At 71.6% G+C, this 23,895-nt stretch carries 24 protein-coding genes; 11 read left to right on the forward strand and 13 right to left on the reverse strand.

What is annotated here, in order from left to right; all coding sequences use genetic code 11:
* Both ACQPZ4_RS11075 and aceB read right to left on the reverse strand, forming a co-directional pair.
* Positions 1 to 1,455, reverse strand: a complete 1,455-nt coding sequence (locus ACQPZ4_RS11075) for an FAD-linked oxidase C-terminal domain-containing protein (protein ID WP_433058568.1) — start codon at positions 1,453 to 1,455, stop codon at positions 1 to 3.
* The gene (aceB, locus tag ACQPZ4_RS11080) at positions 1,452 to 3,011 is read right to left on the reverse strand and encodes a malate synthase A (RefSeq protein ID WP_433058571.1); all 1,560 of its coding nucleotides are present in this window, start codon (positions 3,009 to 3,011) and stop codon (positions 1,452 to 1,454) included. The genes ACQPZ4_RS11075 and aceB overlap by 4 nt, the downstream gene beginning before the upstream one ends.
* Positions 3,012 to 3,324: 313 nt before the next feature.
* Between aceB and ACQPZ4_RS11085 the strand changes: the two genes are divergently transcribed.
* Positions 3,325 to 4,047, forward strand: a complete 723-nt coding sequence (locus tag ACQPZ4_RS11085; protein ID WP_433058574.1) for an FKBP-type peptidyl-prolyl cis-trans isomerase — start codon at positions 3,325 to 3,327, stop codon at positions 4,045 to 4,047.
* 513 nt (positions 4,048 to 4,560) lie between these two features.
* On the opposite strand, the gene ACQPZ4_RS11090 is transcribed toward ACQPZ4_RS11085, so the two are convergent.
* Together ACQPZ4_RS11090 and ACQPZ4_RS11095 are read right to left on the reverse strand one after the other, a co-directional pair.
* Complete coding sequence (locus ACQPZ4_RS11090) at positions 4,561 to 4,902, reverse strand: hypothetical protein (protein ID WP_433058577.1); 342 nt, start codon at positions 4,900 to 4,902, stop codon at positions 4,561 to 4,563.
* A 62-nt stretch (positions 4,903 to 4,964) separates the two neighbouring features.
* Complete coding sequence (locus ACQPZ4_RS11095) at positions 4,965 to 5,591, reverse strand: TetR/AcrR family transcriptional regulator (protein WP_433058580.1); 627 nt, start codon at positions 5,589 to 5,591, stop codon at positions 4,965 to 4,967.
* Positions 5,592 to 5,678: 87 nt separating this feature from the next.
* On the opposite strand from ACQPZ4_RS11095, the gene ACQPZ4_RS11100 reads away from it, so the two are divergent.
* Positions 5,679 to 6,326: a hypothetical protein gene (locus ACQPZ4_RS11100; protein ID WP_433058583.1), complete on the forward strand. Its 648-nt coding sequence runs from the start codon at positions 5,679 to 5,681 to the stop codon at positions 6,324 to 6,326.
* A 6-nt stretch (positions 6,327 to 6,332) separates the two neighbouring features.
* Here ACQPZ4_RS11100 and ACQPZ4_RS11105 read toward each other — a convergent pair whose 3' ends face one another.
* Together ACQPZ4_RS11105 and ACQPZ4_RS11110 are read right to left on the reverse strand one after the other, a co-directional pair.
* Positions 6,333 to 6,593: a hypothetical protein gene (locus tag ACQPZ4_RS11105; RefSeq protein WP_433058585.1), complete on the reverse strand. Its 261-nt coding sequence runs from the start codon at positions 6,591 to 6,593 to the stop codon at positions 6,333 to 6,335.
* A 7-nt stretch (positions 6,594 to 6,600) separates the two neighbouring features.
* Complete coding sequence (locus tag ACQPZ4_RS11110) at positions 6,601 to 8,370, reverse strand: thiamine pyrophosphate-dependent enzyme (protein WP_433058588.1); 1,770 nt, start codon at positions 8,368 to 8,370, stop codon at positions 6,601 to 6,603.
* Positions 8,371 to 8,436: 66 nt separating this feature from the next.
* Here ACQPZ4_RS11110 and ACQPZ4_RS11115 point away from each other — a divergent pair, with 66 nt between their 5' ends.
* Positions 8,437 to 9,639: a hypothetical protein gene (locus ACQPZ4_RS11115; RefSeq protein ID WP_433058590.1), complete on the forward strand. Its 1,203-nt coding sequence runs from the start codon at positions 8,437 to 8,439 to the stop codon at positions 9,637 to 9,639.
* Here the strand turns inward: ACQPZ4_RS11115 and ACQPZ4_RS11120 are convergent.
* Complete coding sequence (locus ACQPZ4_RS11120) at positions 9,631 to 10,404, reverse strand: SDR family NAD(P)-dependent oxidoreductase (RefSeq protein ID WP_433058593.1); 774 nt, start codon at positions 10,402 to 10,404, stop codon at positions 9,631 to 9,633. The two genes, ACQPZ4_RS11115 and ACQPZ4_RS11120, sit on opposite strands and share 9 nt — an antisense overlap.
* Positions 10,405 to 10,546: 142 nt before the next feature.
* On the opposite strand from ACQPZ4_RS11120, the gene ACQPZ4_RS11125 reads away from it, so the two are divergent.
* Positions 10,547 to 11,026, forward strand: coding sequence for a hypothetical protein (locus ACQPZ4_RS11125; protein ID WP_433058596.1), 480 nt, complete (start codon positions 10,547 to 10,549; stop codon positions 11,024 to 11,026).
* A gap of 94 nt (positions 11,027 to 11,120) precedes the next feature.
* On the opposite strand, the gene ACQPZ4_RS11130 is transcribed toward ACQPZ4_RS11125, so the two are convergent.
* A complete protein-coding gene (locus ACQPZ4_RS11130) occupies positions 11,121 to 12,566 on the reverse strand; it encodes an SLC13 family permease (protein ID WP_433058598.1) in 1,446 nt (481 codons plus the stop codon).
* A 36-nt stretch (positions 12,567 to 12,602) separates the two neighbouring features.
* Positions 12,603 to 13,115 carry a gluconokinase gene (locus ACQPZ4_RS11135; RefSeq protein ID WP_433058601.1) on the reverse strand — a complete coding sequence of 171 codons (513 nt, stop codon included), beginning with the start codon at positions 13,113 to 13,115 and terminating at the stop codon, positions 12,603 to 12,605.
* A 60-nt stretch (positions 13,116 to 13,175) separates the two neighbouring features.
* Between ACQPZ4_RS11135 and ACQPZ4_RS11140 the strand changes: the two genes are divergently transcribed.
* Positions 13,176 to 14,273, forward strand: a complete 1,098-nt coding sequence (locus ACQPZ4_RS11140; protein WP_433058603.1) for a GNAT family N-acetyltransferase — start codon at positions 13,176 to 13,178, stop codon at positions 14,271 to 14,273.
* 219 nt (positions 14,274 to 14,492) lie between these two features.
* Here ACQPZ4_RS11140 and ACQPZ4_RS11145 read toward each other — a convergent pair whose 3' ends face one another.
* The 3 genes from ACQPZ4_RS11145 to ACQPZ4_RS11155 all read right to left on the reverse strand — a co-directional run bounded on the left by ACQPZ4_RS11145 (position 14,493) and on the right by ACQPZ4_RS11155 (position 17,304).
* Entirely contained in the window at positions 14,493 to 14,819 is a 327-nt protein-coding gene (locus ACQPZ4_RS11145) for a DUF952 domain-containing protein (protein ID WP_433058606.1), read from the reverse strand.
* Positions 14,816 to 15,328, reverse strand: a complete 513-nt coding sequence (locus ACQPZ4_RS11150; RefSeq protein ID WP_433058608.1) for a GNAT family N-acetyltransferase — start codon at positions 15,326 to 15,328, stop codon at positions 14,816 to 14,818. Before ACQPZ4_RS11150 ends, ACQPZ4_RS11145 begins: the two co-directional genes overlap by 4 nt.
* A gap of 977 nt (positions 15,329 to 16,305) precedes the next feature.
* On the reverse strand, positions 16,306 to 17,304 hold the full coding sequence (locus ACQPZ4_RS11155; RefSeq protein ID WP_433058611.1) for an LLM class flavin-dependent oxidoreductase: 999 nt from the start codon (positions 17,302 to 17,304) through the stop codon (positions 16,306 to 16,308).
* A gap of 52 nt (positions 17,305 to 17,356) precedes the next feature.
* Between ACQPZ4_RS11155 and ACQPZ4_RS11160 the strand changes: the two genes are divergently transcribed.
* The 5 genes from ACQPZ4_RS11160 to ACQPZ4_RS11180 all read left to right on the forward strand — a co-directional run bounded on the left by ACQPZ4_RS11160 (position 17,357) and on the right by ACQPZ4_RS11180 (position 22,216).
* The gene (locus ACQPZ4_RS11160) at positions 17,357 to 17,863 is read left to right on the forward strand and encodes a hypothetical protein (RefSeq protein ID WP_433058614.1); all 507 of its coding nucleotides are present in this window, start codon (positions 17,357 to 17,359) and stop codon (positions 17,861 to 17,863) included.
* Positions 17,864 to 18,350: 487 nt separating this feature from the next.
* Positions 18,351 to 19,505, forward strand: a complete 1,155-nt coding sequence (locus ACQPZ4_RS11165) for an amidase family protein (RefSeq protein ID WP_433058617.1) — start codon at positions 18,351 to 18,353, stop codon at positions 19,503 to 19,505.
* Positions 19,506 to 19,622: 117 nt separating this feature from the next.
* Positions 19,623 to 20,840: a hypothetical protein gene (locus ACQPZ4_RS11170; protein WP_433058620.1), complete on the forward strand. Its 1,218-nt coding sequence runs from the start codon at positions 19,623 to 19,625 to the stop codon at positions 20,838 to 20,840.
* A gap of 102 nt (positions 20,841 to 20,942) precedes the next feature.
* On the forward strand, positions 20,943 to 21,398 hold the full coding sequence (locus ACQPZ4_RS11175; protein ID WP_433058622.1) for a PaaI family thioesterase: 456 nt from the start codon (positions 20,943 to 20,945) through the stop codon (positions 21,396 to 21,398).
* A gap of 59 nt (positions 21,399 to 21,457) precedes the next feature.
* Positions 21,458 to 22,216 (forward strand): metallophosphoesterase, encoded by a 759-nt coding sequence (locus ACQPZ4_RS11180; protein WP_433058625.1) that lies wholly within the window; start codon positions 21,458 to 21,460, stop codon positions 22,214 to 22,216.
* Here the strand turns inward: ACQPZ4_RS11180 and ACQPZ4_RS11185 are convergent.
* Complete coding sequence (locus ACQPZ4_RS11185; protein ID WP_433058627.1) at positions 22,200 to 22,925, reverse strand: CTP synthase C-terminal region-related (seleno)protein; 726 nt, start codon at positions 22,923 to 22,925, stop codon at positions 22,200 to 22,202. The two genes, ACQPZ4_RS11180 and ACQPZ4_RS11185, sit on opposite strands and share 17 nt — an antisense overlap.
* Before the next feature lie 75 nt (positions 22,926 to 23,000).
* Between ACQPZ4_RS11185 and ACQPZ4_RS11190 the strand changes: the two genes are divergently transcribed.
* Positions 23,001 to 23,867, forward strand: a complete 867-nt coding sequence (locus ACQPZ4_RS11190) for a LysR family transcriptional regulator (protein WP_433058630.1) — start codon at positions 23,001 to 23,003, stop codon at positions 23,865 to 23,867.
* Positions 23,868 to 23,895: the final 28 nt, after the last annotated feature.

Raw genomic sequence — 23,895 nt, forward strand, 5'->3', positions numbered from 1 at the left:
TCAGAACACCTCCACGCCCGCCTCGTGCCAGGGATTCGGACCTTTCCGGCGGCCGGGGACCTCGCCGCACAGCCGCGGGGTCGGGAAGACCTTGCCCGGGTTGGCCAGGCCCCGCGGGTCGAACGCGCAGCGCAGGAGTTGCATGGTGTCGAGGTCTTCGTCGGAGTACATCCGCGGCAGGTGTTTGGCCTTGTCCATCCCGACGCCGTGCTCGCCGGTGATCGACCCGCCGTGCTCCACGCAGATGTCGAGGATCGCCCCGGACACCGTCTCGGCCCGCTCGGCCTGCCCGGCGACGGCCTCGTCGAAGAGCACGAGCGGGTGCAGGTTGCCGTCGCCGGCGTGGAAGACGTTGGCGACGCGCACGCCGTGCTCCGCGGCCAGCTCGCCGATGCGCGTGAGGACCTGCGGCAGCGCGGTGCGCGGGATGACGCCGTCCTGCACGATGTAGTCGGGGGAGATCCGCCCGACCGCGGCGAACGCCGACTTGCGGCCCTTCCAGAACAGCGCCCGCTCGGCGTCGTCGGCCGCGATGCGGATCTCGAAGGCGCCGTGCGCGCGGCAGAAGTCCTCGACCGCGGCGAACTGGGCGTCCACCTCGGCCGCCGGCCCGTCGAGCTCGACGATGAGCACCGCGCCCGCCCCGGCCGGATAGCCGCAGTGCACCGCCGCCTCGGCCGCCTCGATCGCCAGCGCGTCCATCATCTCCACGGCCGCCGGCACCACGCCCGCCGCGATGATGGCCGAGGTCGCGGCGCCCGCCTCGTCGGGGCCCGCGAAGGCCGCCAGCAGGGTGCGCACTGTTTCAGGCAGACGCAGCAGCCGTACTGTCACCTCGGTCGCGATCCCCAGGGTGCCCTCGGAGCCGACGAAGGCGCCCAGCAGGTCGTAGCCGGGCGCGTCGGGTGCCCGCCCGCCGAGGCGGACCAGGTCGCCGTCGGGCGTGACGATCTGCACCTCGGTGACGTGGTTGGCCGTGAAGCCGTACTTGAGGCAGTGCGCGCCGCCGGAGTTCTCCGCCACGTTGCCGCCGATCGAGCAGATCTGCTGGCTGGAGGGGTCGGGGGCGTAGTAGTACCCGTGCGGGCTCGCGGCTTTGGAAACCTGCAGGTTGATGACGCCCGGCTCCAGCACCGCCCGCTCGTCCTGCGGCGCGACCTCGCGGATGGCGCGCAGCTGCGAGGTGACGATCAGGGCCCCGTCGGCGTGGGGGAGCGCGCCGCCGGACAGGCCGGTGCCGGAGCCGCGGGCCACGAACGGCACCTTGTGCTCCACGCAGGCCCGGACCACGGCCGCGCACTCCTCGGCCGTGCGGGGCAGCAGCACGATCCCGGGTACGACCCGGTAGTGCGCGAGGCCGTCGCACTCGTAGGTCCGCAACCGCGCGTGGTCCGTGATGATCTGGTCCTGGGCCAGGGTCGCGGTCAGCGCCTGTCGCAGAGCATCGATGCTCATGGCATCCGTTCGTACGCCGGAATCGTCAGGAAGTCCACAAATTCGTCGGCCACGGCCACCTCCATGAACAATTCCCGGGCCTGGCTCAGGTCTCCGCCGAGCTTGGCCAGCTCCTCGTCGGCGATCCGCTCGATCAGCTCGCGGCTCACCTTCTCGCCGGTGTCGTCCAGCTCGACGCCGTTGTGCAGCCACTGCCAGACCTGCGAGCGGGAGATCTCGGCGGTCGCCGCGTCCTCCATCATGTTGTTGATCGCGACGGCGCCGTTGCCCTTGATCCAGGCGTCGAGGTACTGCACGCCGACGCTGACCGCGTTGCGCAGTCCCTCCTCGGTGCGCCGGCCGGGCGTCGCCGCGATGTTGAGCAGCTCGTCGGCGGTCACGTGGACGTCCTCGCGCGTGCGGTCGAGCTGGTTCGGGCGGTCGCGCAGCACCCCGTCGAAGATCTCCCGGCAGACCGGCACCAGATCCGGGTGGGCGACCCACGACCCGTCGAAGCCGTCGCCCGCCTCGCGGGTCTTGTCCGCGGAAACTTTCTCGAACGCGGCGGCGTTCACGGCCGCGTCGCGCCGGCTCGGGATGAACGCCGCCATCCCGCCGATCGCGTGCGCGCCGCGCTTGTGGCAGGTGCGCACCAGCAGCTCGGTGTAGGCGCGCATGAACGGCACGGTCATCGTCACCGAGTTGCGGTCGGGCAGCAGGAAGTCGCGGCCGCGGGTACGGAACTTCTTGATGACGCTGAACATGTAGTCCCAGCGGCCGGCGTTGAGCCCCGCCGAGTGCTCGCGCAGCTCGTAGAGGATCTCCTCCATCTCGAACGCGGCCGGGAAGGTCTCGATCAGCACGGTGGCGCGGATGGTGCCGGTCGGGCGGCCGAAGCGCTCCTCGGCGAAGGCGAACACCTCGTTCCACAGCCGGGCCTCGAGGTGCGACTCCATCTTGGGCAGGTAGAAGTACGGCCGGGTGGCGAGGTGGTTGTGGAAGAAGTAGAGCCCGAAGTCGGTCAGCGAACCCGACGTGGGCTGCCCGTCGACCAGGATGTGCTTCTCCGGCAGGTGCCAGCCGCGCGGGCGCACCACGATGGTCGGCCGCGCGCCGTCGGTCAGCTGGTACCGCTTGCCCTCCGCCGACGTGAACGCCAGCGTCCCGGCCACGGCGTCGCGCAGGTTGAGCTGCCCCTGCACCACGTTCTCCCACAGCGGCGTGTTGGCGTCCTCGTGGTCGGCCAGCCACACCTTGGCCCCGGAGTTGAGCGCGTTGATCGTCATCTTGGCGTCGGTCGGCCCGGTGATCTCGACCCGCCGGTCCTCCAGGCCGGGCGCCGGTTCGGCCACCCGCCAGTCGCCCTCCCGCACCTCGCGGGTCTCCGGCAGGAAGCCCAGCGTGCCGCCCGCCTGCAGCTCGGCCTCGCGCTCCTTGCGCAGGGCGAGCAGCTCCAGCCGCCGCGCGTCGAAGCCGCGATGCAGATCTGCCAGGAAACTCAGAGCCTCTTCGGTAAGGATCTCGGCGTAGCGATCGCCGAGTGGTCCGGTAATCTCGACGCCCGTAGCGTTGCCCATACGACCGACCTTAGGCCATATCGCGGCCACCCCCGGTGCGTGCCGCGAGGCGTGTGGTATGGGAAGCTCTGCCGAACGAAACTCAGGTCCGTCCGTGTGCTGGGCCGTCCACCAGGGGAGTCGACGAATCGTGAGCGATCGGGGCAGGAAAGGCGGCCCGGCGAGGTCCACGCCGAAGGCGAAGGCCAATCCGGAGCCGGCTGCCGAGGTTGAGGAAACTCCTTTGGACGCCGTTTCCTCTTCTTCTGCGGACCCTTCCGATGAGCCGGATGTCATTTCTTCGGAAGACTCGGACATTTCGGACTCGGCGGACTTGTCGGACGATGATGCGTCCGACGAGGACGTTGTCGAGGACGAGCCGAAGAAGTCCAAGAACAAGGGCCCCGCGCCGCTGAGCCGCGCGGAGAAGCGCGCCGCGGCCCGGGTCGCCGCCGCGAAGGCCGCCCGCCGCCGCCGCGTGGGCCAGGCCATCGCCGGTGTCGTGGTCCTCCTCGTCGCCGTCGGCGGCGCGTTCGCCGGCGTCTGGTACTTCGGCGACCGCGCGGAGCAGCAGAAGACCGAGTGCAAGAAGCCGGACCAGAGCTCGTACCCGCCGCTGCTGGGTGGCTTCGACAAGCGCCTAGCCGAGGAGCCCAAGACCGAGGCCGGCAAGGAACAGAGCGTCGGCGTCCGCACGGTCAAGGTCGAGATCCAGGGCAAGTGCAAGACCGTCAAGCCCGGCGACACGGTCGTGGTCAACTACGTCGGCCTGACCTACAAGGACGGCAAGGTCTTCGACTCGTCCTGGCAGCACAAGCAGACCTTCCCCGTGCAGGTCGGCATGCTCGAGCAGGGCCAGCAGGCGCAGGTCATCGAGGGCTGGGACCGCGGCCTGGTGGGCCTCAAGGTCGGCAGCCGGGTCATCCTCGACATCCCGGTCAAGGAGGCCTACAACAACGCCGACGGCTACCCGCAGGGCGACCTGCGCTTCTACGTCGACATCCTGGACATCCAGGCGGCCGACTCGACGGGTGGCCTGCAGATACCGGGCAATTAGCGTTCGCTTTCGCAACCAGGGCGGCTCCCGGCATCGCGCCGGAGCCGCCCTGCGTCATCTGGCGGTCAGGCGGCGGCGTGTCGTCGTGCATACGTCGCCGCGGGTGGCACCACGTTGCGGGCGGCAACATGGAACGCCATACCGGCCGCCTCGCACTCGCACGCTGCCGCACCTGTCGAAGGTGAGAGGGCGCTCGCACGGCTGCCGTTTCAAACCGCCGTCGAGCGGACAGGGTGAGAGACGCTTGCATCCGGCAGGCCTGTTCCGCGGGGTTGCGGTCAGCGTGTGCCGTAGGCGCATAAGGACATACGCCCCGTCCACCATCGTCCTGCGTACGCGGTCGAGGTCGGTCGGCGACGGGTCGGGATGTTCGTTGCAGGCCGGCAGAAACGTCAGCGCCGCGAACCAGGCGGCCGACTCGACGGGCGCTTGTGGATACCGGGCAGTTGGCGTTCCCGCTTCGATCAGGGCGGTTCCGGCATCACGCCGGAGCCGCCTCGCGCCACAGGGCGGTCAGGCGGCAGCGTGCCGCCCTGCATACGTCGCCGCGGGTGCCGTCACGTTGCAGGCGGCGACACGGAATGCCATGCCGGCCGCCTCGCACTCGCAGGCTGCCCGCTCCTGGGCCGCCTCCCAATCGGCTAGGCGTTGCTCGGGTTCCTTCGGGGCGGGCAGCGGCGGGAGCGCACAGACCGCGACGAGGGAGAGCAGGCCGAAGAGCAGGCCGAGCAGGAACCAGCCGAGCGGATCGCGGTTCTTGCCGGCCGCAACGACGGCTTGGAGCGCCGCGACTGCAACGCCGATGGTCGCGAAAATGAGCAGAGCGATGCTGCGCCATCGGATCGGCCGGCTCAACCTTGAGCAGAACGGTGCGAGAGCCGCTGCACCCGGCGGGCCCGTCGGTCGATGGGTCGCGGTCAGCGGGTTCCGTAGGCGCGCATGAACGCGTGCACCCCGTCCACCATCGTCCTTCGCACGCGGTCGAGGTCGGTGCGCGACGGGTCGGGCTGTTCGTTGTAGGCCAGCAGGATCGTCAGCGCCGCGAAGTGGTCCGCGGCGCGGCGGGGGTCGTCGGTGTCCAGAAGGCCCTTGGCGGCGAACTGGGTGATCAGCTCGACCAGAGCCTGCTCCGGTACCGCCGTCGCCAGGTCGTCGTCCGTGCCCGGCGTCTGCCAGCGTTGCTGGGCGACCAGCGCGAAGACGGCCGCGTAGTCCGCCGTCCCCAGCATCGTGGTGCCGATGTCGATCGCGAGGGCGGTGAGAGCGGACTCCAACTGCGGGACCGTCGCGATGCCCTCGGCGCCGCCGGGCAGGTGGGTGTCGAGGGAGCGTTGCATCGACGCGGCCAGGGACTCCGCGGCGTCGGCGAGGATGGCGAGGAACAGGCGGCGTTTGTCGCCGAAGTACTCGTACACCGTGGCCTTGGAGACCTTGGCCTGCGCGGACACGGCGTCCATGCTCACGCGGTCCACGCCCTGGTGCACGAAGAGCTCGCGGGCGGCGGTGAGGATGGCTCGGCGCTTGGCCTGGGTGCTCTCGCGCACCCGATCACCCTACAGGACCGTCTTCTCAAACTGAACTGAACCGTTTAGTTTAGTCAGGGTGATGTGCACACCACCTTGGAGCGTGTGATGCCGCAGGCGCCCGCCGTGATCGGTGACCTCGCCGCGTCGGTGCTGGGGCGGACCGCGACCGTGCTTGCAGTGCGCGAGCCGGCGCCGGGATTTCTGGAACTGGAGTTGCACTCCGCGGCGCCGCCGGGCGGGTGGCAGCCGGGCCACGAGGTGCAGTTCCGGGTCACGCCGACGCAGGGCCGCCGCTACACGGTGCGGACCGTCGCCGGGGAGCGCATCGGCCTGCTGATCGCGACCGAGGCGGACGGGCCCGGCACGGCGTTCATGCGTGGGCTGCGGCCCGGGATGCGGACGACGGTGCTGACCGGCCGGCACCGGCCGATGCGGGAGCCGGGCACGCGGCGGCTGTACCTCGGCGACGGATCGGCCCTGGGCACCATCGACGCCATCGCGCATCCCGGCGCCGTCGTGGTTGTTGCGCTCGCTGAAAGTGCGATTGCACCCCTTGCAAGTCGCTTCCACACATACCACTTCGGGGCGCACGCGTGGCGGGAGCACCTCGGCGACGGGTTCGACGGCGCGGTGCTGCTCGGACACGCGCAGACGATCCAGGTGCAGCGGCGAGCCCTGATCGAGGGCGGCATCCTGACGCGCCGCGCGATCGCGATGCGGCCCTACTGGGCGGACGGGAAGACCGGGCTTTGAGCGCCGCTACTCGAACAGGGAGCCCCGGCCGCCGCCCTCGCGGGAGCGGGCTCGGCGGCGGAGTTCGACGATCACCGAGTCGACCAGCGCCGTCGCGGCCAGGACGAAGAGGATCACGGCGAGCCAGGTGAAGCCGGCCGCCAGGGACAGCGCGCCCAGCACGGCGCTGGTGAAGAAGCCGAAGACGGCCAGGACGAGGCGGAGGTTGAGGGCGGAGTACGGGTGCCCGACAGTGCCACGGGCGCCGCGAGGCTGGGCGCGCATCACGGTTGCGTCATCCCTTCAGCTGGGTGATCTTGTCCTTGAGGATCGTGGTGGCGATGGCCGCGCGGTGCGGCTGGCCGTGCAGGAAGGCCTCCGCGAAGCGCACCGCCTGCTGGTACGTCACCTTCGCCGGCATCGGCGGCTCGTTCGCGTCCACCGCCACGTCGACGATCGCGGGGCCGTCGAAGGCCAGGGCCTCGCGCAGCGTGTTCTCCAGGGCGCCGGGCGAGGTGACCTTGGCGCCGTAGCCGCCGCAGCCGCGGGCCCAGGCGGCGTAGTCGGGAGCGGGGTCGCCGAAGCGGACGCCGTACTCGGGGAAGCCGAGCACCATCTGCTCCCAGACGATCATGCCGAGGGCGTTGTTGTTGTTGATGACGACCTTGACCGGCAGGCGGTAGCGGGCGGCGGTGTGGAACTCGGCCATGAGCATCGCGAAGCCGCCGTCGCCGACGTAGGCGATGCACTGGCGGCCGGGGTACTCGTGCTGCAGCGAGATCGCGTACGGCAGGCCCGGCGCCATCGAGGCGAGCGTGCCGGACAGGTAGAACTCGCGGCGGCCGGTGATCTGGAAGTGCCGTGCGGCCCAGGTGGCCACGGTGCCGGAGTCGCAGCACAGGATCGCGTCGGAGGCGGCGACCCGGTCCATCGCCGCGGCCAGGTACTGCGGGGCGATCGGGTCACGCTCGGCGTTCTCGATCGCGGCGAGGCGCTTGCGCCAGTCGGCCATCTGCTCCTGGTACCGGCGAAGGTGTTTGCGGTCCTGACGGCGCTTCAGTCGGGGCAGCAGTGACTCGAGGGTCGCCGCGGCGTCGCCGACGAGGGGGACGTCGGTCGGGATGCGGGTGCCGGCGCGGGTGGCCTCGGCGTCGATCTGCACGACGTGGGCCTGGCCGGGCTCGGGCAGGAACTTCGTGTAGGGGAAGTTCGTGCCGATCATGAGCAGGGCGTCGCAGTCGGCCATCAGGTCCTCGCTGGGCGCGGTGCCGAGCAGGCCCAGGCCGCCGAGGCAGAACTCGGAGTCGTCGGGGACCACCATCTTGCCCATCAGCGACTTGACGATCGGCGCGCCGAGCACGTCCGCGGTGAGCTCGACCAGGGCGCCGGCGCCGCGCGCGCCCACGCCGGCCAGGATCGCCGGGCGCTCGGCCACGTTGAGCAGGTCGGCCGCGGCCTGCAGGTCGTCGTCGGCCGGGCGGACCGGCGGGTGCACCCACACCGGCGAGGTCGCGGGCTCGCGCACCGGGCCGACGTCCTCGTACGGGTTGTCGCCGGCCGTGGCCACCTGCACGTCGTTGGGCACGGTCAGGTGCGCCACCCCGCGGCGGGCGAGGGCGGTCCGCACGGCGATGTCCACGAGCGTGGGCACCTGCGCGGGGTTCACGATCGGCTCGTTGTACTCGGCCACGTCCTCGAAGAGCCGATCCAGGTGTACTTCCTGCTGGTACGCCGTCCCCAGCACGCCCGACTCCTGCATGCCGGTGATCGCCAGGACCGGCGCGTGGTCCAGCTTCGCGTCGTACAGTCCATTGGCGAGGTGGATGCCACCCGGGCCGGACGTGGCCAGGCACACTCCCAGCCGCCCCGTCGCCTTGGCGTGCGCGACGGCCATGAAGGCGGCCGCCTCCTCGTGGTGCACGAGGACGAACCGCACGCGGTCGGCGTTGCGGCGCAGACCCTCCATGAGCCCGTTGATGCCGTCGCCGGGGAGCCCGAAGACGGTGTCGACGCCCCAGGCGGCCAGTCGCGCGATGATCGCCTCACCTACGGTTTGCTTCGCCATATTGCAGCCTTTGCCCGAACCGCCGCGTCAAAACATCCGGGCCGTGATCCGGTACCGTCTGGCCGCATGGGGATGCTCGACCGGCTCCGCGGCACGCCACAGGAGCGATTCGCCCGCCGCGTGCTGACCGCGATGCGCGATGCCGGCGTGGCCTCGGCGCGGTACCTCCCGGAACAGTTCGCGATCGAGGTCCGCCGGGACTCCGCGCAGGGCCAGCCGGCCATCGCCTACCTGGGCAACATCTACCGCGAGTGCGAGCGCGCCGACCGCTCCGAGCGCCGCGAGCGCATCGCCTCCTTCCTCAGCGCCGTGGTCTTCAACCCGGGCGCCCCGGACACCTGGACCGAGGTCGCCCCGCTGCTGCGCCCGGTCCTGCGCACGGTCACCTTCGGCGCCGGCATGCCCACCTCGGCGCCGCGCCCGGTGCGCCGTCCGGCCTGGGCGTACCTGTCCGAGTTCGTGGTCGTCGACCAGCCGACGTCGGTGATGTACGTGACCGAGAAGCAGATCCAGGACTGGGGCGTCACCGAGCACACCGTGTTCGACCGCGCCCGGCGCAACATGGCGGCGATCGCCGCGGTCACCGACGACACGACCGACGCCCCCGGCCCGCGCACGCTGGTCCGCATGGTCGAGGACGGCGACGCGTACTGGTCCTCGCACCTCCTCGTCGACGGCTGGCTGGCCGCGCAGCAGTCCCGCCTCGGCGGCCCGCCGCTCGCCTTCGTGGCCGACACGACCGGCATGCTCCTGGTCGGCCGCGGCGCCGACGACACCCCGGAGACGCTGGGCAAGATCTTCGAGCTGGTCGAGCACGAGTACCGCGAGGCCGCCCGCCCCATTTCGCCGGTGGCCCTGACCGTCGACCACACCGGCGCCGTGGTGCCGTTCCTGGTGCCGGCGGGCGACCCGCTGTACGAGATCACGCACCGCACCGAGGTGCTCATGGCCACGTCGGAGTACGCCGCGCAGGCCCACCACCTGGAGTCCGACGCCTTCGTCGCCGCGTGCACCCTCGCCGAACGCCCCGACGGCTCGGTCCTGTCGTTCGCCAGCTGGGGCGAGGGCGTCGACACCCTGCTGCCCCGGGCCGACTTCGTGGCCTTCCCGTCGGACGAGCTCAGCCCGTTCTTCGTGGCCTGGGACGACCTGGAGCGCGAGGTCGACCTGGAGCCGGAGCCGGGCCTCGACCCGGTGCGCTACCGGCTGCGCACCTGGCCGCACCCGGGCGTGGTCGAGCGGCTGCGCAAGGTCGCGAAGCTACTCTAGTACTGCCCGCAGCCGCGCCCTGACCTGCGGATCCTTGGCGTCGGGGTGCGGTTCGGCGGGCCGCTGCCCGTCGAAGAAGAGCCCGGAGCGCGTCTCGTCGAGGATGAGCCGCAGCGTCGCCGCCCCGCCCTCGTCCACGCTGCTGAAGGGCGTCTGGCCGTACTGTCTGACCATTGCCGTGTCCATGAACGTCGCCGGGTGCAGGCAGTTGGCCGTGACCCCGGTGCCGTCCAGTTCCCCGGCGAGGTCGTACGTCCAGGCGGCGAGGGCGAGCTTGCTGCGCCGGTAGGCGGTGACCCCGTCGTACCGCTGCCGCAGTTGTAAGTCCTCGAAGTCGATCGGCTCCTGACCGAGCGATCCAACGTTGACGATCCGCGCGGGCGCGTTGGCCTTGAGCGTGGGCAGCAGCGCCCGGGTGAGCCGCACGGGCGCGAGCAGGTTGACGGCCCAGCGCAGCTCGAAGCCGTCCTCGGTTTCCTCTCGGGTACCGTCCCGCTCCCCGAACCCCACGCCCGCGTTGTTGACGAGGTGCGTGAGCGGCCGGCCCTCGACCTGATCGGCGAGGCGGTCGACGTCGGCGAGGCGGGCCAGGTCGGCGACGAACCCCTCGGCCCGCCCGCCGGCCCGCTCGACCTCGGCGACGCCGCGCTCGACCTTGCCCTTGTCGCGCCCGTGCAGCAGGACCGTCAGTCCGGCCTGGCCGAGCCGGGGCGCGAGCCAGCGCCCGAGGCCGGAGGTGGCACCGGTCAGCAGTACTTCGCTCATACCCGCAACCTAGCGCGCCGCGTCCCCGCAGACCGCCCGCCTGCCCGCGCCCGCAGTTGCCGTAGCGGTCAGGTCGCCCGGCGTGGTTGAACCGTCCGTCCGGTTGACCGACTCCGGGTCGGGTCGGAGCAGCATGTCGCTCATGACCACCGACAACGCCGAGGCGCCGATCACCCTCGCCGAGCTGATGCCCGCCCCGACGCGGGCGCCGCGATCGAAGCGGCCGTGGATGGTCGCCGGCATCGTCACCGCGGCGGTGGTGGTCGTGGCGGGCGTCGTGGCCCTGGCGTGGGCGGTCCGGCCGGCTCCGGTGGCGACGCGATCGATCGGTCCGCTGGCTGAGGATGCCGCGCGCGAATGCCGGGATGCGATCGGCGCCGAGAGCCGCCTGCGCGTGGACGCCGCCCGGCAGAGCGGCAATGGTCTCGCCACCTCGACCGTGTCCGACGTGACCGTCACCGAACCCCGCTGGGGCGAGTCGCCGCACGCGTGGACGGTCGACGGCACGATGAAGTTCAGCATCGTGTCGATGCTCGGCGTGATCCCCACGAGTGTCGACGTGCGTTGCACGGCCACCAGGTCGGCGGGCGGGCGCCTGGTGACCTCGGTGGCAAACCGGTGACAGCGGCACTCACGACGCAGGGCGGCTCCGGCGTGTGGCCGGAGCCGCGTTGGTCGAAGTGCGAGCGCTAGTTACCCCGCTGACGGTGCGGGGTTCAGACGAAGACGCTCAGTAGCATGATGAGGGCGATCGACACCACGGAGATGATGGTCTCCATCGCCGACCAGGTCTTGAAGGTCTCGCCCACGGTCATGCCGAAGTACTCCTTCACCAGCCAGAAGCCGGCGTCGTTCACGTGCGACAGGAACAGCGAGCCCGAGCCGATCGCCAGCGCCAGCAGGGCCGTGTTCGTGCCCGGCAGCTGGGCCATCAGCGGGGCCATCAGGCCGGCCGCGGTCACCGTCGCGACCGTGGCGGAGCCGGTGGCCAGGCGGATGCCGACCGCGATCAGCCAGCCCAGCAGCAGGGCCGAGATGCCGCTCGCGGCGGCCGCCTTGCCGATGGCGTCGCCGATGCCGATGGCGACCAGGATCTGCTTGAAGCCGCCGCCCGCGCCGATGATGAAGACGATGCCGGCGATGGGCAGGAGGCTGGCGGCGATCATGTCGCTGACCTGGGCGCGGGAGAAGCCGCGGAGGTAGCCGAAGGTGAACATCGCCAGCAGTACGGCCAGCAGGAGCGCGACGAACGGGTCGCCGATCGAGTCGAAGATCTTGCGGGCCGGGTTGTCCTTGTCGTCGGTGGCGATGTCGGCGATCGCGCGGCCGAGCATGAGGACCACCGGGAGCAGCACCGTGACCAGGGTCAGGACGAAGCCGGGGCGCGTGATCGGGCGCGGCTCGATTTCGGCCCTCTCGGGCGTGTTCGGTTTTTGTGCTGCGTCGGCGGGGGAGCCGTCGGCCGCCGCCTCCGTGGCGGTGCGGGTTGAAGCGCGCTCGAACTCGGCGACGAGCCGGGCCGGGGGTTCGGGGGTGACGAAGCGCGCGATCCACATGCCGTAGAGGGGGCCGGCGACGATCACGGTGGGGATCGCGACGATGAGGCCGAAGGCGAGGGTCTGGCCCAGGTCGGCATGCAGGGCGTTGATCGCGATGAGCGGGCCCGGGTGCGGCGGGACCAGGCCGTGCATGACGGACAGGCCGGCCAGGGCGGGAATGCCGATGCGCACGATCGACGTCTGCGCGCGGCGGGCCACCAGGAAGATCACGGGGATGATCAGGACCACGCCGACCTCGAAGAACAGCGGGATGCCGATGATCATCGCGATCAGGGCCATCGCCCACGGGAGCCGGGCCTTGCCGGACCGGCCGACGATCGTGTCGACGACCTGATCGGCGCCGCCCGAATCGGCGAGCAGCTTGCCGAGGATCGTGCCGAGGGCGACGAGGATGCCGACGCCGCCAAGGGTGGTACCGAAGCCGGATTCAAAACTGCTGATGGACTTCGCGGCTCCGAGCCCTGCGCCGAGGCCCACCACGGCGCTGCCGAGGATCAACGACAAGAACGGATGGATTTTGTACTGTGTGATCAGCACGACCACCACCGCGATCGCGACCACCGTCCAGATGACCAGCGTCGTGTCGTGCAACGTCCAGTGCATCGGGCTCCTCCTCCCGGACGGGGCCCGGCAGTCGGCTCACACGTCGGGGTGCGCGCGCAGGATCGCGTCCACGATCTCGTTCGGCGGCGGCTCGACCGACACCTCGGTCACGCCCTCGTCGGGCTCCGGCGGCTCCAGATCGGCGAACTGGCTGTCGAGCATGTCCACGCGCATGAAATGCCCGTGCCGAGCGGCGAGCCGGCGCGTGATCAGCTCGCGGGATCCTTCGAGAAACACCAGCCGCACCTGCGGCCGGCCCTGGCGGAGCCGGTCCCGGTAGGCGCGCTTGAGGCCGGAGCACGTGACGACCCCGGGCTCCCCGGCCGCGGCGCGCTCGTCGATCCACTCGCCGATCCGGTCGAGCCAGGGGCGGCGGTCGTCGTCGGTGAGCGGGACGCCCTTGGACATCTTCTCGACGTTGGCGGCCGGGTGGAAGTCGTCGGCCTCGGCGTACGTCCAGTGCAGCCGCCCGGCCAGCATCGCCCCGACCGTGGTCTTCCCCGTGCCGGCCACACCCATCACGAGAAACACCGGCGGCGCGTCTGGCATGCGTGGACCATACCCGCACGGCATGTTCGTCACACTTTCGCGCAACTACAGTTCCTCGATGTGGAGGTTCGTGCCGCACAGGACAGCGACCGTCCCTGGATTCGCACGACGCTTGCAGAAAGCTGGGGCGAGACCCGCATCGTCGTCGGCGGACGGGCGCGCGACGCGTCGGTGCTGCCCGCCCTGGTGGCGATCGGTGGCGGCGGTCGGCGGGCGGGGCTGTTGACGTACGAGGTCGGGCTTGCGGGTCTTGAGGTCGTCTCCCTCGACGCGACCGAGCGTGGTGGAGGGGCCGGCACCGCGCTGCTCGAGGCGGCTCGAAGTGTCGCGGCCGGGCTGGGACTGCGGCGGGTCTGGCTGGTGACGACCAACGACAACCTCGACGCGCTGCGGTTCTACCAGCGGCGCGGCCTGCGGATCGCGGCCGTGCACCCCGGGGCCGTGGATCGCGGGCGGTTGCTGAAGCCGGGCATTCCTTCCTCGGGGGAGTACGACATCGACATCCACGACGAGATCGAGCTCGAGGCGACCGTCTCACCTGCGCGGATCCGCCCCGGCACGATGGACGATCTCGCGGCGTTCGAGGTGCCGGCGCTGTGGGTGGCGCAGGGGTGGCTGCACGTCGCCGACCTCGACGGGCGGCCGGTCGGGGCGCTCGTGCTGCGGGCCGAGTCGGACGTCGTGCTGCGGGCCGAGTCGGACGTCGGTCTGCGAGTCGAGCCGGATCTCGGGCTGCGGGCCGGGTCGGATGTCGGGCTGCGGGCCGGGTCGGATGTCGGGCTGCGGGCCGGGTCGGATGTCGGTCTGCGGGTCGGGTCGGATGTCGGTCTGCGGGTCGGGTCGGATGTCGGTCTGCGGGTCGGGTCGGATGTCGGTCTGCGGGCCGGGTCGGATGTCGGTCTGCGGGCCGGGTCGGATGTCGGTCTGCGGGCCGGGTCGGATGTCGGTCTGCGGGCCGGGTCGGATGTCGGTCTGCGGGCCGGGTCGGATGTCGGTCTGCGGGCCGGGTCGGATGTCGGTCTGCGGGCCGGGCCGGACGTCGGTCTGCGGGTCGTGCATCTGGTCGCAGCGGACGAGGACGTGCGGCTCGCGCTGGTCGATCACGCACACGCGATCGCCGCGCGACGGGGTGTGGCGATCCTCGGCGATGCGGCCTGACCTACGCCGGCTTCCTGCCCACGCGCGGCAGGTTGAAGCGCACTCGAACGTCAGTCGGTCAGCTGTTGCAGGTCGGCGATGTCGGTGATGTGGCGGGCTTTGCCGCACGGGGCGGGTTGAAGCGCACTCGAAGGTCTGGCGGTCAGCTGTTTGCAGTTCGGCGGCGTCGGTGATGTGGCGGGCTTTCCCACGCGCGGCGGGTTGAAGCGCACTCGAACGTCAGTCGGTCAGCTGTTGCAGGTCGGCGACGTCGGTGATGTGGCGGACCTTGGTCACGGCGGTCATCGGCAGCGGGGCGTAGAGGTGCGGAAACGTGCCGTGCTCGTTCGTTTCCCACTTGAGCGCCGCGCCCAGCTGCTCGTCGTCGACCGAGAGCACGACGAGTTCGGCGACGCCGGCGAAGAAGCGCGTCGCGGTGCGGTGGACCTGGAGCACGGTCGAGAGGTGCACGTACCCGTCGCCGAGGTCCAGCGGCGACCCCGCGAACGAGCCGGCCTGCTCGAACGCGGCCCACTCGGCGGGGAGCAGGATCTTGTAGACGGTCACCGGTCGCCGCGCAGCCTGCCGTACACGAGGACGTCACGCCACGCGCCCTCGCGGAACTCGGCCGAGCGGAGGATGCCCTCGCTCAGGAAGCCGACCTTTTCCAGGGCCTTCTGCTCGGCGATGTTCTCGGGCTGGACCCGCGCCTCGATCCGCTGGGTCGGCGTGGCCGCGAACAGGTGGTCACAGAGCAGGGTCTGCGCGCGCCAGCCGACGCCGCGGCCGCGCCACTCGGGCAAGAGCACAATGCCGATTCCCCAGTACTGCGCCATGCCCGACCCGATCGCGAACCACTGCACGAACCCGGCCGCGGTCTCGTCCGCCTCGACCATGAGCCGGCCGTCCTCGCCGCCGAGGTACCCGTCGAGCGCGAAGCGCCGCGCCGGCCCGTTCGGCTCCTGGTACCCGGTCCAGGCCGGACCGGCCAGCCCCGGCTCGGTCGCGAACCGGCGGAACATGGCCAGATCGCCCTCGACCACAGGCCGAAGCCGCACCCAGGTCTTGTTGTTCACACGCCCCCACCTCACTCGACCGGCAAGATCGCCCGCCATCTTCGCCGAAGTTCGCGGCCCACGCCATCCGGCGACTCGTCGTCAATCGCGTGACGCTACCGGCTCCGGCCAAGCCCGTCGATGTATTCCAGGACTCGTCACGGCCGGAAAGCCGGACATTCCGCAACGGGAGAACCGCTGCGCGGTCGCGCGGTGCACATCGTGGAACTGGCGTTGCACTCCGTGGAAGTGCGTTGCACCGAACGACCGGCACGGTGCGGGCGTTCCGCGCGGCCAGTGGACGAGGTGCTGGTGGCCGTGCGGTGGCCGTGTTCCGCGCAGGGGTGGCGGTCAGTGCGGTGTGCGCATCCGCGCGGCGGGGTGGTCTGAGTGGTGTGCGCATCTGCGCGGCGGGTGGTCAGCGTGGTGTGCGCATCGGCGCGGCGGAGGTGATCAGCGGGGTGTGCAACGACACCGGCCCGTCCTGCGCGATCGCGCATGGCGCGCCGCAGGAGGTGGTCAGTGCGGTGCGCGCATTCCGCGCGGCGGAGGTGGTCTGCGCGGTGTGCGCATGCCGCGCCGCGGGAGGTGGTCTGCGCGGTGCGCGCATGCCGCGCCGCGGGAGGTGGTCTGTGCGGTGTGCGCATCCGTGCGGCGGGAGGTGGTCAGCGGGGTGTGCAACGACACCGGCCCGTCCTGCGCGATCGCGCATGGCGCGCCGCAGGAGGTGGTCAGTGCGGTGCGCGCATTCCGCGCGGCGGAGGTGGTCTGCGCGGTGTGCGCATGCCGCGCCGCGGGAGGTGGTCTGCGCGGTGCGCGCATGCCGCGCCGCGGGAGGTGGTCTGTGCGGTGTGCGCATCCGTGCGGCGGGAGGTGGTCAGCGGGGTGTGCAACGACACCGGCCCGTCCTGCGCGATCGCGCATGCCGCGCGGCGCACCGGTGGAGCTGCCGGTGGCCGCGCGGTGGACGATGGGCGAACTGGGCGTGCGAAAGCGCTCTATTTCGTCAGCGCGGGTGCGACTTCCTTGCGAATGAGCTCGAACGAGCGGGCGCGGGCGTCGATGTCGTACACCATGCAGGTCAGCATGAACTCGTCCGCCTGTGTCGCCTTGAGCAGGTCGGTGAGCTGCTGGCGCACTGTGGACGGCGAGCCCAGGGCCTGGCCGTCGCGCCGGGAGAGGACGAACTCGCGCTCGCGGTCGCTGTACTGGTAGGCCGCCGCCTCCTCCGGCGTGGCCAGCGGCTCCGGGCGGCCCGAGCGCAGGCGCAGGAACGACAGCGCGCTCGGCCCCGACAGGAACTCCGCCTCCTCGTCGGTCTCGGCGGCGATCGCGCTCACCGCGACCATCGCGTACGGCTCGGTGAGCCATTGCGAGGGGCGGAAGTTCTGGCGGTACAACGCGAGGGCAGGCAGCGTGTTCTGTGAACTGAAATGGTGCGCGAATGCGAACGGAAGCCCGAGAAGGCCGGCCAACTGCGCACTGAAACCGCTCGAACCGAGCAGCCAGACGTCGGGCTTGGAGCCCTTGCCCGGCGAGGCGAGGATCCGGGTGCCGCCCTCGAAATAGGCGATCAGATCCTGCAGCTCCTCCGGGAAGTTCTCCGCCGAGAGGCCCTCCATGCTGCGGCGGAGCGCCAGCGCGGTGTACTGGTCGGTGCCCGGCGCCCGCCCGATGCCCAGGTCGATGCGGCCCGGGTGCAGTGCCTCCAGCGTGCCGAACTGCTCGGCGACGACCAGTGGTGCGTGATTGGGCAGCATGACGCCGCCCGAGCCGACGCGGATCGTGGTGGTGGCTGCGGCGAGGTGCGCCAGCAGTACTGCCGGCGACGAGCTCGCGATGGCCGGCATGTTGTGATGTTCGGCGACCCAGAACCGCCGGTACCCCAGCGCCTCGACACGCCGGGCGAGCTCGGTGGTGTTCCGCAGCGCCTCCCCGGTCGAGCCGTTGACGGCGACGGGTGCGACATCGAGTACGGAAAGCGGAAGTTCACTCACAGATCAAGGTCAACACGGGATCGGGCGCCGATATTCCCGTACCGTGGCGGGAATGGTTCGTGCGCCCTTTGTCTATGAGGTGACGCTCGGTGAGCGCATCCGGCACCTCGTGTCGCCGCTCACGCCGGACGAGGTGTTCGAGCGCGGACTGTGCACCGAGGCGGTCTACGGCCTGCTCGCGCTGGGGGTGGCCGGCCTCGACGGGATGCCGCCGGACCACTTCGAGGAGAACCCCGTCTTTGTGCGTTTCCTGCACGAAACGATCGGCGACGACGTGTTCGGCGTGCCGGCTGTGCGCGCCCAGGCGGCCGAGATCGGCGACGGCTGGCTCTACATCCTCGACGCGCGCACGCCCGACCCGGCCGGCACCGTGCCCAACGAGGACATCATCGGCGCCGTGCGCGTGCAGAAACAACAACCGATGCCGCTGTCGTACCGTGCAAACGCGCATCACCGCCTGTACACGTCGGCGGGCTTCTTCCAACTGCCGGAGGAGCTCGAGATGGCGCTGCTCAAGCGGCTGCGGGCCCTGGCCGAGGCACCTGAGCTAGGTTCCTAGGAAGCCAGCCGCGGTGCGGTGCGGTGCGGTGCGGTGCGGTGCGGTGCGGTGCGGTGCGGTGCGGTGCGGTGCGGTGCGGTGCGGTGCGGTGCGGTGCCACACGCGCTTTTGGCGATCGCCGGACTGCGCATGTGCACGCTTCCGGATTCGCGCTTCCGGATTCGCGGAGGCGACGGATGCACCGCACCGTTGGTCGTTTGTGCCGATGGCGTTGTGCGTTCGTGTGTGACGTTCGGTTGGCTGCACGTTTCGCGCATCGCTCGGTGCGCGGCGCTGCGCGGTGTGTGCATCGACGGGTGGTCTGCGCTTCGCGGTGTGCGCAGCGCTGGGTGGTCTGCGCTACGCGGTGTGCGCATCGGCGGGGTCGGTCTGGGCCGGCCTGGGGTGGTAGGGCGGCGGGCGGGTGAACGGGGCGGGAACGCGGGTTGGCAAACCGGTCCGATTTGGGAGGGGTGCGGGGAGGGGAATCGGCAGTACCCTGCTCATCGTGACAGCTGACCCCAGTGTGTGGCGGGTCAAGGGCATGCCGCTGGCCCATGCGACGGGGCGCGGAGTGCTCGACGGGAAGCGGCTCGCGGTCAAGGATCTCTTCGCCATCACGGGGTTTGCCGTCGGGGGCGGGAATCCGGCCTGGCTCGCCGAGGCGCTGCCCGCCGCCCAGGACGCGCCGGCGTTGGCGCGGCTGCGCGCGGCGGGTGCGGTGGTGCAGGGCATCGCGCAGACCGACGAGTTCGCGTACTCGCTCTCCGGGGCGAACGTCCACTATGGTGCGCCGCCCAATCCGGCCGCGCCCGGGCTGGTGACCGGCGGCTCGTCCAGTGGGCCGGCCTCGGCGGTCGCGACCGGGCATGCCGATGTGGGACTGGGCACGGATACGAGCGGCTCGGTGCGCGTACCGGCGTCGTGTTGTGGTCTTTTCGGCATGCGCCCGACGCACGGAGCGGTGCCGGTCGACGGGGTGATGCCGCTCGCGCCGTCGTTCGACACGGTCGGCTGGATCACCCGCGACGCGCCGACGCTCGCCGCGGTCGGGGACGTGCTGCTGCCGCCGGGATCGAGTGAGGGGCCGGGGCGGTTGGTGGCTGTCGGCGGTACCGTCGAATCGGCCGAACCCTTTGGACTGCCCGTCGTGCCGGGGACGCTGTCCACCTGGGACGATCCCGATCCGCTGCTGCTCGCGTTCCGCCGGGTGCAGTCGGCCGAGGCCTGGCGGCTGCACGGTGCGTGGGTGGATGCGCATCCGCGCGCGCTGGCATCGGAGGTCGAGGCGCGCTTTCGGTTCGGTTCGCATGTGAGCGCGGAGGAGGAGGCTTCGGCGCGCGCGTACCTCGCGCAGTGCCGAACCGAACTGCTCACGCTGCTCGGCGATGACGCGTGGCTGGTGCTGCCCGCGGGAGGCCCTGGGCACGCTCGTGAGCTGGGGCTGGAGGGCCGCGACGCGTGGCGGCGGTCGATTCTGCGGTGCTCGGTTCCGGCCAGTGCGTACGGGTTGCCGAGCGTTTCCATCCCCACCGGTGCCGATCCGCCGGCCGGAATTGCGCTGATCGCTCCGCCGGGGCGCGATCGGGCGCTGCTGGCGCTCGTGGCGGCCGCGTTTCCGAAACCGGTCGACCACGGTTCCAACGGCTGGCGGTCCGGCTGACCGTCCGGCGCGGCGATGGCTGACGGGGCGGTTGATCGTGCGGCGGGGCGACGGCTGACGGGCCGGCTGATCGTTCGGCGGGGCGACGGTCGCCTGGCCGCCTGACATACTCCTGGCGTGACGTCGCCGCAGTCCGACCCGTACCAGCCGTACTCCCCGCAGCAGCCGCCGCCGGGGCCGTACTCGGGCGCGCCGTCCGCCGAGCCCGCATCCGCGCCGCCGGGGGAGAGTCCGGTCTCGGGGGCCGGGCAGCAGCCTGCGGCTCCGGGCGCGCCATTCGCGCAGCCGGTGGATCCGAGTGCGCACTTCGCGCCGCGCACCGATCCGAACGCGCAGTTCGCGCAGCCCATGGACCCGAGTGCGCAGTTCGCCCCGCGCACGGATCCGAACGCGCAGTTCGCGCAGCCAGTCGACCCGAGCGCGCAGTTCGCGCCGCCATCGGGTCCGGGACCAGCGTTCGCGCCGCCATCGGGTCCGGGTGCGTCGTTCGCGCAGTCGGCGGTTCCGGGTGGGCCATTCGCGCCGCCCTCGGGTCCGGGGACGCCGTTTCCGCCGGCCGGTCAGCCCGCGGTGCCGGGCTCGCAGTTCCCGCCGGCCGGTCAGCCCGGGGTTCCGGGGTCGCCGTATCCGTCGCCCGGGCAGCCCGGGATGCCCGGGATGCCCGGCTCGCAGTTCCCGCCGGCCGGTATGCCGCCGGCGCCGCCCGGGATGGGGCAGCAGCCGGCGGTGGGGTACCAGCCACCGGCCGCGCCGGCGCCGTTTCGGCCGCGGACCGGGGTGCTCGTGGCGATCGTCGGCGGGCTGCTCGCGTTGTGCGTGATCGGCGGGAGCGTGGCGGCGTACATCGTGCAGACGGGCCTGCCGGACGTACTCCCGACGGATCTTTCGCATCGGCAGCCGAAGGACCCCTGCGCGCTGCTGGGCAAGGACGCGTTCGGCACCGATCTCGGTGGGGCGCTCGAGAAGGCGGAGAAGGGCAACACGGGCGTCTGCGACTTCACGTTCGCGCACGATTCGCGCAGTCCGGAGCCGACCGGTTCGCGTCTGCGCCTGTACGTCGAGGTGAGCACCGCCGCGCCGACGAAGTTCGAGGGCGCTCCAACCGCCGGCCTGTCGCGGCTGCCGGTGGAATGTGGCCAGCGCGGGTACGCCGGGCACAAGGTCGACCCCTCCGGCGAGAACGCCGACGCCGCACTGTGGTGCCTGGACCAGGACACATACATCACGCTGACGTTCCACGGGTACAACCACGACCGCTTCAACGCCCTCGAACTCGACGAGATCATGGCCCGCATCGGCCGCGCCGCCCTGGCGAACGTCCCCAAGGCGAAGTGAACAGGTCCGGGTGTTCACCATCGGCCGCGCCGCCCTGGCGAACGTCCCCAAGGCGAAGTGAAGCAGCTCTCGGCCGCCGGCCGACGGCGCTACCCTCCGGACATGGACGCGACCGAACTGGCCCGCCGCCTGCTCGCCCCCATCCCCGCGCACCTCACGCTGGGCCTGGAGGTCCTGCGCGCCGCCGACGGCTCGGCCGAGGTCGCCGCCGAGGTGCCCGAAGCGCTCACCAACGTGATCGGCTCCCTGCACTCCAGCGGCCTGATCACCCTGATCGACGCGGCGGGCCTGGCCGCACTCATCGCCGCCGTGTCCGACCCGGCCGGCTTCGAGGGTGTCGTACCGCTCGGAGCCGCCGCCGACCTCCGCTTCCTCGCCCCGGCCCGCGGCCGCCTGACCGCCTCCTGCCACCTCGCCGAGGCGGAACGGGCATCGGCCGCCGCGGTGTTCAACGGGACGGCCAAGAGTGCTCGAGTGACCACCGCCGCCGAGGTACGCGACGAATCCGGCCGGCTCGTGTGCGAGGGCAGCTTCCACTGGAGCCTCCGCCGCCGCTGAACCCACCCCGCATGCCGGCGGCGGCCGGGTGTTCACGAATGCGCGCTATGGTCGCGGCCATGGCGACGGTGGCGATCATCGGGGACGTGGGCGGGTGCCTGGAGCAGCTCGCCGCGGCCGTCGATGCGCTCGACGACCCGGCCGCCGTGATTGTGCAAGTGGGGGACCTTGTCGATCGCGGGCCGGACAGTTCCGGGGTGCTGTCCTATGTGGGCGATCGGCTCGCGGGTGGGCGGTGGGTGCAGTTGGTGGGCAACCACGACGCGCAGTACGTCGGGGAGGCGCTCGAACCGTTCTGGCCCGAGCGCCTCCCCGACGGTGACGCGGATCGGTTGCGGAACTGGTGGTTGCGGGATCGGTTGCGGGTGGCGGCGGCTGTGCGTACCGGCGAGGGTGAGGAACTGCTCGTCACCCACGCCGGGTTGAGCCGGCGGGGTTGGGGGGAGCTGGGGGAGCCGGTCACCGCGGGTACCGCCGCCGCGTTGCTCAACACGCGGCCGGAGCCGCTGCTGTGGGCCGATGATGGTCCGTTGTGGACGGAGGCGGCCACGAAGTTGTATCCGGGATGGCTCGAGGAGACCGGGCCGCCGATGCCGTTCTCCCAGGTGCACGGGCACTCGTCGATCGTCGACTTCAACCAGAACACGTGGCGCTGCCGCGAGCACATCCGCGATCGATCCACAGTGGACTGGCAGGCGCGGCACACGTTCACCCGGGCCGGTGGGGCTCGCTTCGTCGCCGTCGATCCGCGGCACGGCAAGCACGGCGCGGCGAAGTGGAGTCCCCTGATCCTGCGCGACGCTACGCTGCTGGAATAGCGCGCGAGGCCACTGACACCGCGGCCTCGGCGAAGGCGCGGATGACCGGGTGGACCCGCGTGCCGTCGCCGGCGAGTTCGGGTTGGAACAGGGTGCCGAGCATGAAGGGGTGGCCGTCCAGTTCGGCCACGCGTACTTCGCCGTCGTCGTCGTGGCCGGTGAAGCGGAGGCCGTGGGACTCCAAGGTGGGCAGGTAGGTGCGGTCCAGGCCGTAGGCGCAGTGGTAGCGCTCGATTGAGCGTTCCACGCCGAAGATGCGTTCGGCCAGGGTGCCGCGGCGCAGGTTGACGGCGCCCTCGCGGCCGACGAGGGAGCAGGCCAGGGGGACGATGAGCGGGTCGGCGCCGGTCGGGTCGTTCTCGGCGTGGGCGGCGTCCGGCAGGCCCGCCACGTCGCGGGCGATCTCCAGCATCAGGTGCTGGAAGCCGCCGCAGGTGCCCAGGAACGCGATGCCGTGCTCGCGGGCGGTGCGGACGGCGGCCAGGGCGCCCGCCTCCGATCGGTACGGCGAGCCCGGCACCAGCCAGATGCCGTCGAACCCGGACAGGCCGGGGTCGGCGGCTTCCTCGGACGGGATCCAGTACGCGTCCAGGGCCAGGCCGTGCTGCTCGCGCAGGACCTCGATGAGCGCTGGGATGCGTGTGTGTGAGCGAACGTGTTCGGACCGGTCGCCGACGAGCGCGACGCGGGCGGTTCGGGTCGTCGTCATGCATCAAAGCGTGCTTGAGCGGGTGTGATAAGTCCAACGACTGTTTACGGTACCGGCATAAGGAACACTAATCTCATGGACCCTCACCTGCTGCGGACCTTCGCGGCCGTGGCGCGGCTCGGATCGTTCTCGGCGGCCGCAGACGAGCTCGGCTACACGCAGTCGGCGGTTTCGCAGCAGATCGCGGCGCTCGAGCAGGAGGTCGGCGCGGTGCTGTTGCGGCGGCGGCCGGTCGGGCTCACCGACGCGGGGGCGCGGCTGCTGGAGCACACGGGGCCGATTCTGCTGCGCCTGGCCGCCGCCCGCGCGGACGTTGCGCGGTTGTCGGGGCCGCCGCCCGCCGCGGTGGTGCTGGGGGCGACGCCACTGTCCGGAGTGGACACGGCCGCGCTGGTCGGTGTGCAGCGGGCGATGCCGAGGGTCACGTTCACGCTGCGCGTCGCCGGGCGGGACGCGGTCGCGACCGGGGTGGCCGTCGGGGAGCTGGACCTCGGGCTGGTCGACGGGGTGACCGCGCCCAGCGATCCGCTGCCGCTGCCGGACGCGGGGCAGCTGTCCACTGTGGTCGTCGCCGAGCGGCCGGCCGTGGTGGCGCTGCCGGCCGGGCACCCCCTGGCGACCCGCCGCGGGCTGCGCCTGGCCGACCTCGCCGACGCGGTATGGCTCGACGCGCCGCAGGTCGCCACGCCCCTGGAGCAGTTGCGCAACCTCGCGCGGGCCGAGGGCTTCCGGGGCGGGATGGCATACCCCGGTACCGATGCGGCGTTGTGCTTGGGTCTGATCGCGGCCGGCGCCGGGCTGGCGCTGCTGCCGGCCACCGCCCTCACCCCGGCCCTGCGCGGCGTCCCGATCACCGAGCCCCGCCTGGTCCACCGCACCGATCTCGTGCACGGTTCGCTCACCGCCCCGGCCGCCGCCGTCCGCGATGCACTCAGCCCGTGACGCGGCGCCAACGAAACAATGCGCTCAG

This window comes from Dactylosporangium sp. CS-033363 (assembly GCF_050942475.1).
In the GTDB taxonomy this organism is placed as follows: Bacteria; Actinomycetota; Actinomycetes; order Mycobacteriales; family Micromonosporaceae; genus Dactylosporangium.